Source organism: Nocardioides salarius, assembly GCF_016907435.1.
GTDB lineage: Bacteria > Actinomycetota > Actinomycetes > Propionibacteriales > Nocardioidaceae > Nocardioides > Nocardioides salarius.
The window spans coordinates 994,115-1,010,469 of sequence record NZ_JAFBBZ010000001.1 but is presented as its reverse complement, the minus strand read 5'-3'; the positions used below and the strand labels follow the sequence as shown (position 1 = coordinate 1,010,469).

Sequence of the window (16,355 nt, the reverse complement as noted above, 5' to 3'; positions counted from 1 at the left end):
GGCCGGGTCAGCCGGCGAAGGGCCGCACACCCGGTCCGGGACGCGGCACGACCTCGTGGGGGGTGTCGAGCCGGTGGCCCTGCTCGCACTCGAGGACGGCGCGCACGCGGGCGCCGCAGTCGCGGTGGGCGAACTCGACCGGCGGTCCTTCGGGGTCGGCCAGGTAGCGGTCGCCCCAGGCTGACAGGGCCACGAGTGCCGGGTAGAGGTCGCGACCCTTGGTGGTGAGGCGGTACTCGTGACGCTCGCGGCCGCCGGGTACCCGGTAGGGCTCGCGGCGCAGCAGGTCCTGGTCGACCAGTGTCGAGAGCCGGTCGCTGAGCACCTGGCGGGGGATGCCGCTGTGCCGGCGGATGTCGTCGAAGCGTCGCACCCCGTTGACGACCTCGCGCAGCACCACGACGCACCAGCGCTCGCCGAGCACCGCCATGGTCCGGCCCAGGGTGCAGTTCTCGGTGGAGTAGGCCAGTGCGGCGGGGGAGGCGGGGGGCGGGACCTGGCGGTCGGTGGTCTCGTCGGTGCCCTGGCTCACCCGTCCACCCTAGGACGATCTGGGTCTGTTTGACAGACCTAGCGCCGAGGACCACCCTGGGTCCATGACACAGACCCAGCCCGTGGAGCCCCTCGACCTCGACGCCCTGGCGGCGATGGACGGTCACCAGCAGCTGGTGGCGATGAGCGAGGGGCGGATCCCGCCGGCGCCGATCTCGCAGACCTTGGGCATGATCGGCTTCCGCGTCGCGGAGGGCTCGGTCAGCGTCGACCTCGAGCCCGAGCAGCGGCACTACAACCCGCTGGGCACCGTGCACGGCGGCGTGATCTCCACCCTGCTCGACACCGCCGCCGCCTGCTCGGTGCACACCACCCTGGCCGTCGGCGAGGGGTACACCTCGCTCGACCTGAACGTGAAGTTCCTGCGGGCGGTCACCGTCGACTCCGGGCGCCTGACCGCCACCGGCCGGGTGCTGCAGCGCGGGCGGCGCACCGCCCTGGCGAGCGCCGACCTGCTCGACGGGGCCGGGCGCCTGGTCGCGCACGCCACCTCGACCTGCATGATCTTCGCCGCCACCTGAGCCGAGGGGCGCGCGGATGGCGCGGAGGGCGCCCTAGACTCCACCCGTGCCGGCCGAGACCTCCCAGACCCTCGACCGCGGGCTGCTGGTCCTCGAGACGCTCGCCGGCTCGGCCGGTGGGCTCACCGTCACCGAGCTGGCCGCCAAGCTGGGGGTCAACCGCACCGTGGTCTACCGGCTCGTGGCCACCCTCGAGCAGCACACGCTCGTACGCCGCGACGCCCGCGGCCGCCTGCACGTCGGGCTCGGCGTGCTGCACCTGGCCTCGGCCGTGCAGCCGGTGCTGCGCGACCTGGCCGGGCCGGTGCTGCGCCGCCTGGCCGAGACCGTGGGCTGCACCGCCCACCTGACCGTCGCCGAGGGGGCTGAGGCGCTCGCCGTCGCCGTGGTGGAGCCGTCGTGGACCGACTTCCACGTCGGCTACCGCGTCGGCACCCGCCACCCGCTGGCCCAGGGCGCCGCGGGCCGGGCCGTGCTGCTGGCGCGCCGGGGGCGCGCGGGAGCGGCGTACTCGGTGACGGAGGGGGAGCTGCAGACCGGCGCGCGCGGCCTGGCCGCGCCCGTGCGCGACGTCGACGGGCTCGAGGCCAGCGTCGGCATCGTCACTCTCGGCAGCCTCGACGAACGGGCGGTCAGCCAGGCGGTCATCGCCGCCGCCGACGAGGTCGCGGCCCTCCTCTCGGGGCGCGAGGGCTGAGGCCGCCGCCCCGGTCAGCCTCCCGCCGCGGCCGCCACCCGGGCCAGCGGCAGGGTGCGGTAGCCGACCTGGGTGGCCAGCGCGATGACCGTGGAGGACCGGGTGATCGCGGGGTGCGCCAGCACCCGGTCGATGACGCGCTGCAGGTCGGCGTTGGAGCAGGCCACCACTCGCGCGAACAGGTCGCCGGCCCCGGTGATGGTGTGCACCTCCAGCACCTCGGCGATCCGGGCGAGGTGCTCGCCGACCAGGTCGTGGCCGCTGGCGCCCGGTGCCTCGCCGGCGACCGGGGTGCCGACGTCCTGGCGGATCTCGAGGGTCAGGAAGGCGGTGACGGGGTAGCCCAGCGCGGCGGGGGAGAGGTCCGGGCCCCACCCGGTCACCACCCCGCGCTCGACCAGCCTGTCGAGCCGCGCCTGCACGGTGCCCCGGGCGACGCCGAGCCGACGCGACGCCTCGAGCACGCCGATGCGCGGCTCCGCGCTGAAGAGGTCGATCAACCTGACGTCCAGACCGTCCACGTGGCGACTCCTGACTGTGCAACCTGACCAGCGTGTCGGCGTACTGTTGCACACTCTGTCCTGCCTGGCCACGCTGAGCCCATGACCACCACGCACGAGACCCCCACCACCGGCGGCGCCCTCACCGAGGACGAGCTCAAGGCCGACCTGACCCTCGACCAGCTGCGCCAGCTGGTCGGCCTGGTCGAGTACGACGCCAGCAGCGACCCGTTCCCGGTCACCGCGATGGACGCCGTGTGCTTCGTGGTGGGCAACGCCACCCAGACCGCGACCTTCTACCAGCTGGCCCTCGGGATGGACCTCGAGGCCTACCGCGGCCCCGAGAACGGGCTGCGCGAGGCCAAGGTCTACGTGCTGCGCTCGGGCAGCGCCCGCTTCGTCTTCGCCGGCGGCGTCACTCCCGACAGCCCGCTGCTCGAGCACCACCGCAAGCACGGCGACGGCGTCGTCGACCTGGCCCTCGAGGTGCCCGACGTCGACCGCTGCATCGAGCACGCCCGCTCGGTCGGCGCGACCATCCTCGACGAGCCCTACGACATCTCCGACGAGCACGGCACCGTGCGGATGGCGGCCATCGCGACGTACGGCGAGACCCGCCACAGCCTGGTCGACCGCTCGCGCTACACCGGCCCCTACCTGCCCGGTTTCGAGGCGCGCACGACCGCGGTGACGCGCCGCGAGGGCCACCCGCGCCGGCTCTTCCAGGCCGTCGACCACTGCGTCGGCAACGTCGAGCTCGGCCGGATGGACGAGTGGGTCACCTTCTACAACAAGGTCATGGGCTTCACGAACATGGCCGAGTTCATCGGCGACGACATCGCCACCGACTACTCCGCGCTGATGTCGAAGGTCGTGGCCAGCGGCAACCACCGCGTGAAGTTCCCCCTCAACGAGCCGGCGATCGCGAAGAAGAAGTCGCAGATCGACGAGTACCTGGAGTTCTACGACGGCGCCGGCTGCCAGCACATCGCGCTGGCCACCGGCGACATCCTGCGCTCGGTCGACATCCTGCGCGCCAACGGGATCGCCTTTCTCGACACGCCCGACTCCTACTACGACGACCCGGCCCTGCGTGAGCGGATCGGCGAGGTGCGGGTGCCGATCGAGGAGCTGAAGAAGCGCGGCATCCTGGTCGACCGCGACGAGGACGGCTACCTCCTGCAGATCTTCACCAAGCCGATCGGCGACCGGCCGACGGTCTTCTACGAGCTCATCGAGCGGCACGGCTCGCTCGGCTTCGGCAAGGGCAACTTCAAGGCGCTCTTCCAGGCGATCGAGCGCGAGCAGGAGCTGCGCGGCAACCTCTGAGCGCCCCGCTCAGGCCTGGTCGCCCACCAGCACCGCCGCTGCCTCGGCGGTCGAGCCCGCCGGGGCGTGCGGCGTACGCCCCATGAGGCTGCGCCGCCCGACGCCGAGCAGCACGGCGCCCACCAGGACCGCGCCCGCGCCGAAGACGAAGGGGGCGTGCCGGCTGACGTCCTCGCCGAGCTTGAGCGCCAGGAACGGGCCCACGGCGCCGCCGGTGAAGCGCAGGAACGAGTACGCCGCGGAGGCCACCGGGCGCTCGACAGGTGCCGCGCCCATCACCGCCTCGGTGATCAGGGTGTTGTTGATGCCGATGAACGCGCCCGAGGCGACGATGGCCGCCACGACCACCGCAGGGTGGGAGGTGAAGAGGGCCAGCACGGCGTGGTCGGCGGCGAAGAGCGCCAGCATCGCGATGATCGCCGGCACGGTCCCGACCGCACGCTGCAGCAGGGGAGCGACGAAGACCGACGTGGCCGCGAGCAGCAGCCCCCAGGCGAAGAACACCCAGCCGATCTCGCGGATGCCGGCGTCGGGCAGGGCGAAGGGGCCGGCGGCCAGGATGGTGAAGAAGCCGATGTTGTAGAAGATCGAGGTGACCCCGATCAGCAGCAGAGGTCGGTGGCGCAGCGCCCGGAACGGGTCCAGCGGCGAGGTGCGGCGCCCGGTGGGCGGCGTGGCCGGCAGGAAGATGCTGGTGGCCACCAGGGCCACCAGCATCAGCGCCGAGACGCCCAGGAACGGGGCCCGCCACGACTGCTCGCCGAGCAGCCCGCCCAGCAGCGGCCCGGAGGCGATGCCGATGCCCAGCGCGGCCTCGAAGAGGATGACGGCCTGGGCGGTGGACCCGGCCGCGGCCGAGACGATGGTCGAGAGCGCCGTGGCGACGAAGAGGGCGTTGCCCAGGCCCCAGCCGGCGCGGAACCCGACGATCTGCCCGACGGTGTCGGAGGCGCCGGCCAGCCCCGCGAAGACGATGATCAGCGCGAGCCCCGCCAGCAGGGTGCGCTTGGCGCCGATCCGGCTGGAGACCGCGCCGGTGACGAGCATGGCCACGCCCATCACGGCCATGTAGCTGGTGAACATCAGCGAGACCTGGCTCGGCGTGGCCTGCAGCTGGGTGGCGATGTCCTTGAGGATCGGGTCGACCAGGCCGATGCCCATGAAGGCGATCACACAGGCGAAGGCCACCGCCCAGACGGCTCGCGGCTGGCGCAGGATGGAGCCGCTCGCGGGCGGCTGCTCGGCGGAGGTGGGGGCGGGGGCAGAGGTCACAGGTGTCCCTTCTCGGTGAGGTCGCGCAGGACGGCGACGGCGGTGGCGACGTCCTGCGCCGTGTGGTCGGTGGCCGCGACGAGGTCGGCCACGAAGGCGGCGTGGTGGGCCCGCTGCTCGGCGAGGGCGCGGCGGCCGGGGTCGGTGAGCTCGACGACGCTGGCGCGCGCGTCGGCGGGGTGCGCGCTCTTGAGGGCCTGTCCGCGCTCGACGAGCGCCGTCACGACGTTCGACATGGTCGGCTGGGAGCACTGGTCGAGCTCGGCCAGCCGGGTCACGCCCAGCGGGCCGTGCTCCTCGAGCAGGGCCAGGGTGCGGAACCCGGCGGTCAGGTCGTGGCGCAGGCGCACCAGCCGCACCAGGCGCGCCGCGTGGACCACCAGGTCGCTGCTGAGGTCGCGGAGGTCGTCGGGGTGGTTGATCACGACAACCACAATACATAGCAAGGCTATGGACTTCGACGTCGAGGCATGGTGACCCGCATCACCACGCGCGGCACCCATCCGGTCCCACCCGGTGCCGCGAACCCCTTGTGTAAGAAGCAATAGTCTCGACACAGACAGGGAGAGCACCCATGCGCTCGACCACCAGCACCCACCGCACCACCGGCACCCGTCGCGTCCGTCGCGTCGTGGGGGGCCTCGCGGCGACCGCGCTGGTCGCCCTGCCGATCAGCGCCTGCGGCACCGAGGACGACGCCGGTGACGCCGCTGCCGCCGCCACCAGCTCCGAGTCCTCCGAGTCCTCCGAGGCCGGCGCTCCCGAGCCGGTCGCGGCCATCGAGTCCCTCACCGGTGAGGACACCCAGATCACCCTCGACCAGGGCTTCCTCGACGCGCTGACCCAGCTCGAGCTGCAGCCGGGCACGATCGGGGAGGCGACCCTCGAGGGCGCCGAGCTCAGCTTCCCGATCACCGGCGGCAACGTGACCGTCTTCGAGCCGGGCACCGTGTCGCCGTACGTCATCGGCCAGCTGCAGCACGTCTCCTCCGGGCTCTCGCTGAGCGCCGGCGGGACCACGGTGCAGCTCGAGAACCTCAACGTCGACCCGGGCGTCTCCCGCGTCTACGGCGACGTGTCGGTCAACGGCAAGACCGCCGTCGAGAGCGCGTTCCTCTTCCAGCTCGACGGGCGCACGCTGAACCCCCTCGAGGTCCAGGGCGACCAGGCGATCCTCGAGGGCACCGAGGTCAAGATCTCGGAGCCCGCCGCCGGGCTGCTGAACGACACGTTCGGCACCGACGCGGTCAAGGCCGGGCTGCTCGTCGGCATCGCGGAGATCACGGTCGACCTGCCCGCCTGAGCGGCTCGACCCATCCGGGAGGGGGGACGGTGACGAACTGTCACCGTCCCCCCTTGCTCCCTCCGAACGGATCCCGTCATGGCCCTGCGCCCGCCCTCCCGTCCTCTGCGCCGCCTCGCCGCCGGCGCTGCCGTGCTCGCCCTCGCCCTGCCGCTGTCGGCCTGCGGCGACGACGCCGACGCCTCCAGCGACGCACCGCCGCAGCCCGTCGCCGAGATCACCGCCGTCAAGGGCAAGAGCACCGCCATCAAGCTCGACAAGGGCTTCACCGCCGCGCTCGGCTCGCTGGGCCTGACCCCCGGCGTGACCGGTGGTGCCAAGCTGGCCAAGGGCTCGCTGGTCTTCCCGATCAGCGGCGGCAACGTCTCGGTCTTCACGCCGGGCGAGGTCTCGCCGTACGTCATCGGCCAGCTGCAGCACGAGGGCTCGGGGCTCACCCTGGCCGCCGGTGGCACGACCGTGCGGCTGAGCAACTTCAACGTCGACCCCGGCGTGTCCCGGGTGTACGGCGACGTGGCCGTCAACGGCCAGACCGCGGTCACCAGCGCCTACCTCTTCCGGCTCGACGGACGCACGCTGAAGGACCTCGCCACCATCAAGGACGGCAGGTTCGCGGTGCTCGAGGGCACCAAGGTCTTCATCTCCGACGTGGCCGCCGGGCTGCTCAACGACACCTACGGCACCAAGGCCGTCACCGACCAGCTGCTCGTCGGCATCGCCAAGATCACCGTCAACACCACGTCCGGCTGAGTGCTGCCGACCCGGGGCGGTCATCGGGCAGGATCGCGGGCATGAGCACCCGCATCGCGTTCCTGCGCGCCATCAACCTCGGGGCCAGGCGGAAGTTCCCGCGCGACGACGTCGTGGCCGCGGTCGAGGGCGCCGGCTTCACCGGCGTGCTGACCCACCTCAACACCGGCAACGTACGGCTGGAGACCTCGATGCGCTCCGCGGCGCGCATCGAGGCCGCCCTGGCGGCGGCGTTCCTGGCCGACCGCGGCTTCGAGGTCCCCACGCTCGTGCTCACCCCCGACGAGCTGCGCGAGGTCGACGCCGCCGCCACGGCGATCGAGCACGACGGCCACCACTACGTCGCGCTGCTGCGCGAACGGCCCGCACCCGAGGCGCTCGCCGCCCTGCAGGCCCGGGCGGGCGAGGGGGAGCGCGTGGTCCTCGGCGGCCGCGCCGTGCACCTGCTCGTCGGCGCCGACGGCGTGCACGGCACGCGGCTCAGCAATAACCTCGTCGAGAAGGTGCTCGGCACGGTCGCCACCACCCGCAACCCCACGGTGCTGCGAACGCTGGTGGAGCGCTGGTGCTGACGCGGGCGACCGGGGGTCCGCCTCAGGCGGGGGCCACGGGTGCGCCCTGCGCCTGCGGCTCACGCGGCAGGTCACGGACGCTGCGCGAGAGCAGGGTCAGCAGGGCGACCGCCGTGAGCAGCAGGCCGGCCACCAGCATCACCCGCTGCAGCCCGAAGACGACCGCGAGCGGTCCGGCCAGCAGCTGACCCAGGGGGATCGCCGCGAACGACCCGAGCGCGTCGTAGGAGAAGGCCCGCGACAACATGTCGGGCGGCACGTTCTCCTGCATCGCCAGGTTCCACGCCAGCTCGAAGACGCCGATGCCGGCCCCGGCGCCGAGCGCGGCCAGCAGCGCGATGCCCAGGTCGTCGGTGAGACCGAGCGCGATGAGCGGGGCGCCGTACACCGCCGTGCCGAGCATGCCCCAGAAGAGGGGGCGCTCCAGTCGCACCCGCAGCAGCACCAGCCCGGCCACCAGCAGCCCGAGGGCCTCGGCCGACAGGATGAGCCCCCAGCCGCGCTCGCCGAGCGCGGAGCCCTTGGCCAGGGCCGGACCGAGGGTGAAGAAGCCGCCCTGGTGGACCGCGCAGATCATGCTGAAGGCCAGCACGACCACCCACAGCCACGGCGTGGTGCGGAAGTAGGTCCACCCCTCGCGCAGGTCGACGAGGGCCGACGAGCCGGCCGCGCGCACCGGGCGGGGCAGGCGGATGCGCGAGAGCAGTGCCGCAGCACCCAGGTAGGTCACCCCGTCGACCCCCAGTGCCCAGCCGGGCCCGACCCCGACCACCAGCAGGCTCGACACCGTCGGGCCCACGACCGCCAGGCCGCCGCCGGCCATCGAGACCAGCACGTTGGCCGGCTGCAGCTGGGCGCGCGGCACCAGCTGGGGCAGCACCCCGGCCAGCGCGGGCAGCGCCGCTGCGGCCGCGACGCCGTTGACCGCGGTCAGCAGCACGACGTGCCAGATCTGGGCCTCGCCGGTGATCACGAGGGTGGCGATGGCGAGCTGGCTGAGGCCGGCCACGACGTTGGAGGTCTGGATGACCAGGGTGCGTCCGAACCGGTCGGCGAGCACGCCCCCGACGAGCAGGAAGACGACCATCGGGATGCTGTGCGCGGCCAGCACCACCCCGAGCGCGGTGGGGGAGTCGCTGATCTGCAGCACCGCGAACGCCAGCGCGACCGGCGCCATCAGGGCGCCCATCAGGTTGACGATGCGCGAGGAGAAGTAGAGGCGGAAGTTGCGCTCGCGCAGCGGCGCGAGCGCTCCGGTGGTGCTCATCGCCCGGCCTCGTCGTCTGCCCCGTCGTTGGTCCCGTCGTCGGTCCCGTCGTCCATCCGGAAGGCCAGCGCGGTCGCGCTGATGTGCACGGTGCCCTCGGTGCGGGGTGGTCGGTTGCGCTCGTGCACCAGGCGCGAGGCGCGCACCAGCAGCTCGAGCACCTCGTCCCAGGTCTCCTCGTCGACCCAGCCCTCCAGGTCGCTGCTCAGGCTCGGGGTGGAGGCCGCGCGCGACCGGCTGCGGCGCTCGAGCTCCTTGCCCAGGGCGCGCAGGTACGGCGAGGGGGCGCCCGGCCTGCGCTGCGCCCCCGGCTCGCCCGGCACCAGGTCGCGCTCGTGGGGGTAGCGGTAGCGCTTGGCCACGCCCCCGCGGATCTTCTCCTCGCCGTCGACCACCAGCTCGTCGGCGTCGGCCAGCAGCCGCAGGTGGTAGCTGGCGTTGGCGTGGGTCAGGCCCAGCTCGCGCGCCACCTCGGCCGCGCTCATCGCCGTACCGGTCAGCAGCGAGAGGATCCGCAGCCGCACCGGGTGGGCGATGGCCCGCATCGCCGCGATCTCGTCCGCCATCTCACCCTCCAAGAAGTCTTGGACAGTAGTAGACGCCTCGCCGTTCCTGACTGTCAAGCACTTATTGGGGAGTCGCGGACTGCTCGTGCCTACTCGCCGCGGAAGGCAGGGCGGCGGCGCTCGGAGAAGGCGGCCATGCCCTCGGCGACGTCGGCGGTGCGCATCAGCACGCTCTGGCCGCTGCGCTCGCGCTCGAGGGAGTCCTCGAGGGGGAGGAGGGTGGCGGCGTTGAGGGCCTTCTTGGTGGCGGCCAGGGCCAGCGGCGGCCCGGAGGCCAGGCGGCGGGCCAGGGTGGCGACCAGGTCGGCGAACTCGTCGTCGGCGGCCAGGTGGGAGACCAGCCCGGCGTCGTAGGCATCCTGGGCCGACAGCGGCTCGGCGAGCAGCGCCATCCGCATCGCGCGGGCCCGGCCGATCGACGCCGCGACGGTGGCCGAGGCGCCACCGTCGGGCATGAAGCCGATGCGCGTGAAAGCCAGCAGGTACGACGACGAGGCCGCCGCGACACTCAGGTCGGCGGCCAGCGCGAGCGAGCACCCGACCCCGGCGGCGATGCCGTTGACGGCCGCCAGCACCGGTCGGTCGCAGGCCACGACCGCGCGCACGACCCGGTTGGTCACGTCCATGGCCCGCACGTCGAAGCGCTCGTGGGCGGCCTCGCCGCTGATGTCGGCGCCGGTGCAGAAGGCGGGCCCGGTGCCGGTGAGCACCACCACACGCACGTCGTCGCGCGCCGGCACCGACTCGAGCAGGTCGGCCAGGCCGAGCATCATCTCCCCGGACACGGCGTTGAAGACCTCGGGGCGGTCGAAGCGCGCGGTCAGCACCCCGTCGGCCAGGTCGACCACCAGGCCCGGCACCGGCGGCGTGGCCCCCTGCTCAGGCAACCTGCACCCCGTGGGCCTCGAGCTCGCTGAGGGCGGCGGTGGTGGTCTCGGGGGCGACGCCGGCGCACAGCCGGCTCAGCAGTCGGGTGCCGAACCCGGCCGCGACGGCGTCGAGGGCGGTCGCGCGCACGCAGTGGTCGGTGGCCAGCCCGCAGACGTCGACCTCGGTCACCCCGCGCCGGCGCAGCCAGTCGGCCAGCGTGGCGCCGTCGTCGTCGTGGCCCTCGAAGCCCGAGTACGCCGCCTCGTGGCGGCCCTTGAGGAAGACGGCCTCGAAGGGCGCCGGGTCGAGGTCGGGGTGGAACTGCTCGCCGGCGGTGCCGACCTCGCAGTGCACCGGCCACGAGGTGGCGAAGTCGGGCTCGCTCGACCAGTGGTCGCCGGGGTCGACGTGGTGGTCCTTGGTGGCCACCACGTGGTCCCAGCCGGGCGCCTCGGGCCCGCCCGCCGCCCACTGCCGGAGGAGGGCGTCGACGTCGCGCGCCACCTGGCCGCCACCGGTCACGGGCAGCGAGCCGCCCTCGCAGAAGTCGTTCTGCACGTCCACGACGATGAGTGCTCGGGTCATGGCGCGACCCTAGCCACGCGCCGCCGCGGCGGCATCCACCCGCTCGGTGGGCAGCACCGGCTGGCCGCGGCCCAGCGACTGCGCGGCCAGCGGCAGCTCCTCGCGCGAGGCGTGGTGGCGCTCCCGGGCCCGGGCGAGCGGCTCGCGGCCCACCACCTCGCCACCGCGCACCAGGTCGACCAGCAGGTCACGGCTCCCGGCGCCGGTGGCCGGTGCGTCCCCGGTGCCGACCACCTCGGCCTCGGCCCGCCCGTCGGGGCCGAGGCGGCGCCGGGCCCACTTGCGGCCACCGAAGGAGGCCTTCTTGCTGCTGCGCTTGGCCACCGGCTCCAGGTCGCCGTGCCGGTCCTCGCGGGCCACGAGCTTGTAGACCATCCCGCAGGTGGGGTGCCCGCTGCCGGTGACCAGCTGGGTGCCCACGCCGTACCCGTCGACCGGCGCGGCGCCCAGCGCCGCGATCGCGTACTCGTCGAGGTCGCTGGTCACCACGATCCGGGTCTCGTGCGCACCGAGTGAGTCGAGCTGGGCGCGCACCTGGTGGGCGAGCACCGCGAGGTCGCCGGAGTCCAGGCGCACCGCGCCGAGCCCGGGCCCGGCGACCTCGACGCCCAGGCGCACCGCCTCGGCGACGTCGTAGGTGTCGACCAGCAGGGTCGTGCCGACGCCCAGCGAGTCGACCTGGGCGCGGAAGGCGTCGTCCTCGCTGTCGTGCAGCAGCGTGAAGCTGTGCGCCGAGGTGCCCGTCGAGGGCACTCCCCAGCGGTGCCGCGCGGCGAGGTTCGAGGTCGCATCGAAGCCCGCGACGTACGCCGCCCTGGCCGCGGCCACCGCCGCCTCCTCGTGGGTGCGTCGCGAGCCCATCTCGATGCACGGGCGCTCGCCGGCGGCGCGGGTCATCCGCGAGGCCGCGGCGGCGATGGCGGAGTCGTGGTTGTAGATCGAGAGCAGCAGGGTCTCGAGCAGCACGGCCTCGGCGAAGCTCGACTCGACCTGCAGCAGCGGGGAGCCCGGGAAGTAGGTCTCGCCCTCGCCGTAGCCGCGCACGTCGCCGGAGAAGCGGTAGGAGGCCAGCCACGACAGCGTGCGGTCGTCGACGACGCCCTCGAGCGCGGCCAGCGACTCCTCCTCGAAGCGGAAGCGCTCCAGCGCCTCGAGCGCCCTGCCGACCCCGGCGAGCACGCCGTAGCGCCGTCCGTCGGGCAGGGAGCGCGAGAACAGCTCGAAGACGCACCGCCTCTCGGCGGTGCCGGCGGCCAGGGCGGCCTGCAGCATCGTCAGCTCGTAGTGGTCGGTGAGCAGCGCGGTCGACCCGGTCACGTGCCCACCCTAGGGATCACCCGTCGTCGCTGTGCAAGCATGGTGGCGTGTCCGCGCCCAGCCCGGTCGAGGTCGAGCCGACCACGACCCCCGACGAGCTCCTCAGCCCCGCGACCCCGTGGGTGACCATCGTGTGGAACGACCCGGTCAACCTGATGAGCTACGTCGCCTACGTCTTCCGCTCCTACTTCGGCTACTCCAAGAAGAAGGCGGAGAAGCTGATGATGCAGGTGCACGAGGAGGGCCGCTCGGTGGTCTCGGCGGGCAGCCGCGAGGAGATGGAGCGCGACGTGCAGGCGATGCACGAGTACGGCCTGTGGGCCACCATGCAGAAGGACGACTGAGCCGTGAGCGCCTTCGCCCGTCACCGTCGCAGCAAGCGCGTGATCGCCACCTTCACCGGCTTCGAGGCCGACCTGCTGCGCTCGCTGGCCTCGCAGCTGGTCGAGCTGCTGCGCAACGAGGCGGCCGCCCCCGACGACGACCGCGACCCGCTCGAGGCGATGATGGACTTCTCGGGGCCCACGACGGCGCCCGACGACCCGGTGCTGGCACGGCTCTTCCCGACCGCCTACCCCGACGACGAGGAGGCGGCCGGCGAGTTCCGCCGCTTCACCGAGGGCGCGCTGCGCGACAGCAAGGCCGCCGCGGCCTGCTCGATCATCGACACCCTCGAGGAGGCTGGGCTGCCGCCCGAGCTCGACGAGGACGGCCTGATGATCGACGTCGAGCTCGAGCAGGTCACCGCCACCGCCTGGCTGCGCTCCTTCGCCGACCTGCGTCTCGCGCTGGCGACCCGCCTCGACGTCCAGGAGGACGACGAGGACTACTGGCTCTCGCTGCCCGAGGACGACCCGCGCTCGCAGGCCCACGACATCTACGAGTGGGTCGGCTACCTGCAGGAGACCCTGGTCGACGCCCTGAGCCACTGAGCCGCTGAGCCGGTGAGCCCGTCGGGCTGCTCGGGCCAGGGCGCCGCGGCGGGTCAGACGACCCCGAGGGCCAGCATCGCGTCGGCGACCCTGCGGAAGCCGGCGATGTTGGCGCCGGCCACGTAGTCGCCGGGCACGCCGTACTCCTCGGCGCTGGTCGCGCAGCTCTCGTGGATGCCGGCCATGATCTGGTGCAGGCGCTCCTCGGTGTGCTGGGCGGTCCAGGAGTCGCGCGAGGCGTTCTGCTGCATCTCCAGCGCGCTGGTGGCCACGCCGCCGGCGTTGGCGGCCTTGCCGGGCGCGAAGAGGACCCCGCCCTTCTGGAAGACGTCGACCGCCTCGGGGGTGCAGGGCATGTTGGCGCCCTCGGCCACCGAGAGCACGCCGTTCTCGACCAGCGTGGTCGCCGCCTCGGCGTCGAGCTCGTTCTGGGTCGCGCAGGGCAGCGCCACCTCGCAGGCCACCTCCCACACGTCGCCGCCCTCGACGAAGCGGGCCCCCTCGCGCTCCTCGGCGTACGCCGAGATGCGGGCCCGGTCGACCTCCTTGACCCGGCGCAGCAGGTCGATGTCGAGACCGGCCTCGTCGACGACGTAGCCCGAGGAGTCGGAGCAGGCCACGACCTGGGCGCCCATCTCGGCCGCCTTCGCGGCGGCGTAGATCGCCACGTTGCCCGAGCCCGAGACCACCACCCGGCGCCCCGAGATGCCCTTGCCGGCCGCGGCCAGCATCTGCTCGGTGAAGAAGACGGTGCCGTAGCCGGTGGCCTCCTTGCGCACCTGCGAGCCACCGTAGGCCAGGCCCTTGCCCGTCAGCACGCCGGACTCGTAGCGGTTGGTGATGCGCTTGTACTGCCCGAAGAGGTAGCCGATCTCGCGCTCGCCGACACCGATGTCGCCGGCCGGCACATCGGTGTACTCGCCGAGGTGGCGGTAGAGCTCGGTCATCAGCGACTGGCAGAAGCGCATCACCTCGCCGTCGCTGCGGCCCTTGGGGTCGAAGTCGGAGCCGCCCTTGCCGCCACCGATCGGCATGCCGGTCAGCGCGTTCTTGAAGACCTGCTCGAAGCCGAGGAACTTCACGATGCCCAGGTAGACCGAGGGGTGGAAGCGCAGCCCGCCCTTGTAGGGGCCCAGCGCGGAGTTGAACTCGACGCGGAAGGCCCGGTTGACCTGCACCACGCCCTGGTCGTCGACCCACGGCACCCGGAAGATCAGCTGCCGCTCGGGCTCGCAGATGCGCTCGATGACCGACTGGTCGGCGTACTCGGGGTGGCGGCGCACGACGGGGGAGAGGGTCTCGAGGACCTCCAGCACGGCCTGGTGGAACTCGCGCTCGCCGGGGTTGCGCGCCAGGACCGTCTGGTAGTGCTCGTCGAGGACCGGATCGAGGGAGGTCATGCCCGCACCCTAGGAGACCGGTGCGCCACCATGGGGTGGTGCCCATCCCTCCCTTCGTCGAAGAGCTGCGCCGCATGGTCGGCGCCCACCAGCTGTGGCTGCCCGCCGTCACAGCGGTGGTCGTGCGCGAGCGGGCCGGGGGCCGCGAGGTGCTGCTGACCCTGCGCGCCGACAACGGCCGCTGGGCGCCGGTGACGGGGATCCTCGACCCCGGCGAGGAGCCGGCGCTCGCCGCGGTGCGCGAGGCGCGCGAGGAGGCGTGCGTCGACATCGAGGTGCAGCGGCTGGCCTCGGTCAGTGTCAGCCCGCCGATCACCCACCCCAACGGCGACCGGGGCATCTACCTCGACCTGACCTTCGCCTGCACCTGGACCGGGGGAGAGGCCGCGGTCGGTGACGACGAGAACACCGAGGTGCGCTGGTGGCCCGTCGACGCGCTGCCCGAGATGGCGCCCTGGCTGCTGCGCCGCATCGAGGCGGGGCTCAGCGACGAGACCGCGGCGGCCTTCCTGACCTGACCCCCTAGGCTGGTCCGGTGCTGAGCATCGACCGGACGACGTACGACGCGATCGTCGCGCACGCCAAGCGCGACCACCCCGACGAGGCCTGCGGCATCGTGGCCGGCCCCGAGGGCAGCGACCGCCCCGAGCGCCACGTCGAGATGGTCAACGCCGCGGGCAGCCCGACGTTCTACGAGTTCGACCCCACCGAGCTGCTCGAGCTCTACAAGCAGATGTGGGACAACGACGAGGAGCCGGTGGTGATCTACCACTCGCACACCGCCACCGAGGCCTACCCCTCGCGCACCGACATCGGGCTCGCGAGCGAGCCCGGGGCGCACTACGTGCTCGTCAGCACCCGCGAGCACGGGAATAACGAGGGGCCTGTGGAGTTCAGATCCTACAGGATCGTCGACGGCGAGGTCAGCGAGGAGGACGTCGCCGTCCTCGACGCGCTCCCCTGAGCGCGGCACCGGTCCCCGCACGAGTCCCACCACCAGCAGAACCCCGAACCAGTTCCCGAACCAGTTCCGAACGAGCTAGGAGCACCTGTGTCCATCGAGGTCCGTATCCCGACCATCCTGCGCACCTACACCGGAGGCGAGAAGGCCGTGAACGGTGACGGTGCCAGCCTGAGCGCCCTCATCGACGACCTCGAGGCCAACCACCCCGGCATCAAGGACCGCCTCGTCGAGGACAAGAACGGCAAGGACGACCTGCGCCGCTTCGTCAACATCTACGTCAACGACGAGGACGTGCGCTTCATCGGTGGCCTCGAGGCCCCGCTCAGCGACGGCGACCAGGTCGTCGTGCTGCCGGCCGTCGCCGGCGGCTGCTGAGCGGCGCGGATGTGACCGAGCGTCGCACCTTCGTCATCGTCGACGGCGAGAACATCGACGCGACGCTCGGCAACTCGCTCCTGGGGCGTCGACCGACCCCCGAGGAGCGCCCGCGCTGGGAGCGCGTGACGACGTACGCCGAGCAGCTGTGGGGCCAGCCCACCCAGGGGCTGTTCTTCCTCAACGCCTCCAGCGGCCAGCTGCACACGCCGTTCGTGCAGGCGCTGCTGGCGATGGGCTACCGCCCCGTCCCGCTGTCGGGCGGGCACGACGTCAAGGTCGTCGACGTCGGCATCCAGCGCACGCTGGAGGCGATCGCCCAGCGCGGCGACGACGCCCCCGTCGACGTGCTGCTGTGCAGCCACGACGGCGACTTCGCGCCGCAGGCGGGTGCGCTGCTCGACGCCGGCCACCGCGTGGGCCTGCTGGGCCTGCGCGAGTTCATGAGCACCGCCCTGACCGGCCTGGGTCTGGAGGTGCACGACCTCGAGGACGACGTCGCGGCCTTCCTCTCCCCGTTGCCGCGGGTGCGGATCATCCCGCTCGAGGAGTTCGACCCGGCCTACTTCCTTCGCTGAGGAGC

Annotated in this window: 22 protein-coding genes; 12 read left to right on the top strand and 10 right to left on the bottom strand. The window is 72.9% G+C overall.

Features of this window, described 5'->3' with window-relative positions; all coding sequences use genetic code 11:
- Positions 1 to 7: 7 nt before the first annotated feature.
- Positions 8 to 532 (bottom strand): winged helix-turn-helix transcriptional regulator, encoded by a 525-nt coding sequence (locus JOE61_RS04965; protein WP_307822814.1) that lies wholly within the window; start codon positions 530 to 532, stop codon positions 8 to 10.
- A 64-nt stretch (positions 533 to 596) separates the two neighbouring features.
- Between JOE61_RS04965 and JOE61_RS04960 the strand changes: the two genes are divergently transcribed.
- The gene (locus JOE61_RS04960; RefSeq protein ID WP_193667722.1) at positions 597 to 1,073 is read left to right on the top strand and encodes a PaaI family thioesterase; all 477 of its coding nucleotides are present in this window, start codon (positions 597 to 599) and stop codon (positions 1,071 to 1,073) included.
- 46 nt (positions 1,074 to 1,119) lie between these two features.
- Entirely contained in the window at positions 1,120 to 1,770 is a 651-nt protein-coding gene (locus tag JOE61_RS04955) for an IclR family transcriptional regulator (protein WP_193667723.1), read from the top strand.
- A 14-nt stretch (positions 1,771 to 1,784) separates the two neighbouring features.
- Here the strand turns inward: JOE61_RS04955 and JOE61_RS04950 are convergent, their stop codons facing one another.
- The gene (locus JOE61_RS04950; protein WP_193667724.1) at positions 1,785 to 2,291 is read right to left on the bottom strand and encodes an Lrp/AsnC family transcriptional regulator; all 507 of its coding nucleotides are present in this window, start codon (positions 2,289 to 2,291) and stop codon (positions 1,785 to 1,787) included.
- An 81-nt stretch (positions 2,292 to 2,372) separates the two neighbouring features.
- On the opposite strand from JOE61_RS04950, the gene hppD reads away from it, so the two are divergent.
- Positions 2,373 to 3,599: a 4-hydroxyphenylpyruvate dioxygenase gene (gene hppD, locus JOE61_RS04945; protein ID WP_193667725.1), complete on the top strand. Its 1,227-nt coding sequence runs from the start codon at positions 2,373 to 2,375 to the stop codon at positions 3,597 to 3,599.
- Positions 3,600 to 3,608: 9 nt separating this feature from the next.
- On the opposite strand, the gene JOE61_RS04940 is transcribed toward hppD, so the two are convergent.
- Together JOE61_RS04940 and JOE61_RS04935 are read right to left on the bottom strand one after the other, a co-directional pair.
- Positions 3,609 to 4,871: an MFS transporter gene (locus JOE61_RS04940; protein WP_307822813.1), complete on the bottom strand. Its 1,263-nt coding sequence runs from the start codon at positions 4,869 to 4,871 to the stop codon at positions 3,609 to 3,611.
- Positions 4,868 to 5,296, bottom strand: a complete 429-nt coding sequence (locus JOE61_RS04935; RefSeq protein ID WP_307822812.1) for a MarR family winged helix-turn-helix transcriptional regulator — start codon at positions 5,294 to 5,296, stop codon at positions 4,868 to 4,870. Before JOE61_RS04935 ends, JOE61_RS04940 begins: the two co-directional genes overlap by 4 nt.
- Positions 5,297 to 5,445: 149 nt before the next feature.
- On the opposite strand from JOE61_RS04935, the gene JOE61_RS04930 reads away from it, so the two are divergent.
- The 3 genes from JOE61_RS04930 (at position 5,446) to JOE61_RS04920 (ending at position 7,496) form a co-directional block, all read left to right on the top strand.
- The gene (locus JOE61_RS04930) at positions 5,446 to 6,174 is read left to right on the top strand and encodes a hypothetical protein (RefSeq protein ID WP_204797150.1); all 729 of its coding nucleotides are present in this window, start codon (positions 5,446 to 5,448) and stop codon (positions 6,172 to 6,174) included.
- Positions 6,175 to 6,252: 78 nt separating this feature from the next.
- Positions 6,253 to 6,924, top strand: a complete 672-nt coding sequence (locus JOE61_RS04925) for a hypothetical protein (protein ID WP_193667727.1) — start codon at positions 6,253 to 6,255, stop codon at positions 6,922 to 6,924.
- A gap of 41 nt (positions 6,925 to 6,965) precedes the next feature.
- The gene (locus tag JOE61_RS04920) at positions 6,966 to 7,496 is read left to right on the top strand and encodes a DUF1697 domain-containing protein (RefSeq protein ID WP_193667728.1); all 531 of its coding nucleotides are present in this window, start codon (positions 6,966 to 6,968) and stop codon (positions 7,494 to 7,496) included.
- A 22-nt stretch (positions 7,497 to 7,518) separates the two neighbouring features.
- Here JOE61_RS04920 and JOE61_RS04915 read toward each other — a convergent pair whose 3' ends face one another.
- From JOE61_RS04915 to JOE61_RS04895, 5 genes are all read right to left on the bottom strand, one after another.
- The gene (locus JOE61_RS04915; protein WP_193667729.1) at positions 7,519 to 8,763 is read right to left on the bottom strand and encodes an MFS transporter; all 1,245 of its coding nucleotides are present in this window, start codon (positions 8,761 to 8,763) and stop codon (positions 7,519 to 7,521) included.
- Positions 8,760 to 9,329, bottom strand: a complete 570-nt coding sequence (locus tag JOE61_RS04910) for an ArsR/SmtB family transcription factor (protein WP_193667730.1) — start codon at positions 9,327 to 9,329, stop codon at positions 8,760 to 8,762. The genes JOE61_RS04915 and JOE61_RS04910 overlap by 4 nt, the downstream gene beginning before the upstream one ends.
- A gap of 89 nt (positions 9,330 to 9,418) precedes the next feature.
- Positions 9,419 to 10,216 (bottom strand): enoyl-CoA hydratase, encoded by a 798-nt coding sequence (locus JOE61_RS04905; protein ID WP_227491392.1) that lies wholly within the window; start codon positions 10,214 to 10,216, stop codon positions 9,419 to 9,421.
- Positions 10,209 to 10,784 (bottom strand): isochorismatase family protein, encoded by a 576-nt coding sequence (locus JOE61_RS04900; RefSeq protein ID WP_193667731.1) that lies wholly within the window; start codon positions 10,782 to 10,784, stop codon positions 10,209 to 10,211. The genes JOE61_RS04905 and JOE61_RS04900 overlap by 8 nt, the downstream gene beginning before the upstream one ends.
- A gap of 9 nt (positions 10,785 to 10,793) precedes the next feature.
- Positions 10,794 to 12,101: a nicotinate phosphoribosyltransferase gene (locus JOE61_RS04895; RefSeq protein WP_204797149.1), complete on the bottom strand. Its 1,308-nt coding sequence runs from the start codon at positions 12,099 to 12,101 to the stop codon at positions 10,794 to 10,796.
- Positions 12,102 to 12,148: 47 nt separating this feature from the next.
- Between JOE61_RS04895 and clpS the strand changes: the two genes are divergently transcribed.
- Together clpS and JOE61_RS04885 are read left to right on the top strand one after the other, a co-directional pair.
- A complete protein-coding gene (clpS, locus tag JOE61_RS04890) occupies positions 12,149 to 12,445 on the top strand; it encodes an ATP-dependent Clp protease adapter ClpS (RefSeq protein WP_193667732.1) in 297 nt (98 codons plus the stop codon).
- A gap of 3 nt (positions 12,446 to 12,448) precedes the next feature.
- Positions 12,449 to 13,033, top strand: a complete 585-nt coding sequence (locus JOE61_RS04885; protein ID WP_193667733.1) for a DUF2017 domain-containing protein — start codon at positions 12,449 to 12,451, stop codon at positions 13,031 to 13,033.
- 53 nt (positions 13,034 to 13,086) lie between these two features.
- On the opposite strand, the gene gdhA is transcribed toward JOE61_RS04885, so the two are convergent.
- Entirely contained in the window at positions 13,087 to 14,433 is a 1,347-nt protein-coding gene (gene gdhA, locus JOE61_RS04880) for an NADP-specific glutamate dehydrogenase (protein ID WP_193667734.1), read from the bottom strand.
- Positions 14,434 to 14,471: 38 nt separating this feature from the next.
- On the opposite strand from gdhA, the gene JOE61_RS04875 reads away from it, so the two are divergent.
- The 4 genes from JOE61_RS04875 to JOE61_RS04860 all read left to right on the top strand — a co-directional run bounded on the left by JOE61_RS04875 (position 14,472) and on the right by JOE61_RS04860 (position 16,350).
- Positions 14,472 to 14,951 carry an NUDIX hydrolase gene (locus tag JOE61_RS04875; RefSeq protein WP_193667735.1) on the top strand — a complete coding sequence of 160 codons (480 nt, stop codon included), beginning with the start codon at positions 14,472 to 14,474 and terminating at the stop codon, positions 14,949 to 14,951.
- A gap of 17 nt (positions 14,952 to 14,968) precedes the next feature.
- Positions 14,969 to 15,397: a M67 family metallopeptidase gene (locus tag JOE61_RS04870; protein WP_193667736.1), complete on the top strand. Its 429-nt coding sequence runs from the start codon at positions 14,969 to 14,971 to the stop codon at positions 15,395 to 15,397.
- A gap of 87 nt (positions 15,398 to 15,484) precedes the next feature.
- Positions 15,485 to 15,772, top strand: coding sequence for a MoaD/ThiS family protein (locus tag JOE61_RS04865; RefSeq protein ID WP_193667737.1), 288 nt, complete (start codon positions 15,485 to 15,487; stop codon positions 15,770 to 15,772).
- 11 nt (positions 15,773 to 15,783) lie between these two features.
- A complete protein-coding gene (locus JOE61_RS04860; protein WP_193667738.1) occupies positions 15,784 to 16,350 on the top strand; it encodes an NYN domain-containing protein in 567 nt (188 codons plus the stop codon).
- Positions 16,351 to 16,355: the final 5 nt, after the last annotated feature.

Coding starts and splice junctions, on each gene's coding strand:
- JOE61_RS04900 (WP_193667731.1), bottom strand. CDS start 10,784: ATGACCCGAGCACTCATCGTCGTGGACGTGCAGAACGACTTCTGCGAG.
- JOE61_RS04960 (WP_193667722.1), top strand. CDS start 597: ATGACACAGACCCAGCCCGTGGAGCCCCTCGACCTCGACGCCCTGGCG.
- JOE61_RS04925 (WP_193667727.1), top strand. CDS start 6,253: ATGGCCCTGCGCCCGCCCTCCCGTCCTCTGCGCCGCCTCGCCGCCGGC.
- gdhA (WP_193667734.1), bottom strand. CDS start 14,433: ATGACCTCCCTCGATCCGGTCCTCGACGAGCACTACCAGACGGTCCTG.
- JOE61_RS04930 (WP_204797150.1), top strand. CDS start 5,446: ATGCGCTCGACCACCAGCACCCACCGCACCACCGGCACCCGTCGCGTC.
- hppD (WP_193667725.1), top strand. CDS start 2,373: ATGACCACCACGCACGAGACCCCCACCACCGGCGGCGCCCTCACCGAG.
- JOE61_RS04915 (WP_193667729.1), bottom strand. CDS start 8,763: ATGAGCACCACCGGAGCGCTCGCGCCGCTGCGCGAGCGCAACTTCCGC.
- JOE61_RS04910 (WP_193667730.1), bottom strand. CDS start 9,329: ATGGCGGACGAGATCGCGGCGATGCGGGCCATCGCCCACCCGGTGCGG.
- JOE61_RS04920 (WP_193667728.1), top strand. CDS start 6,966: ATGAGCACCCGCATCGCGTTCCTGCGCGCCATCAACCTCGGGGCCAGG.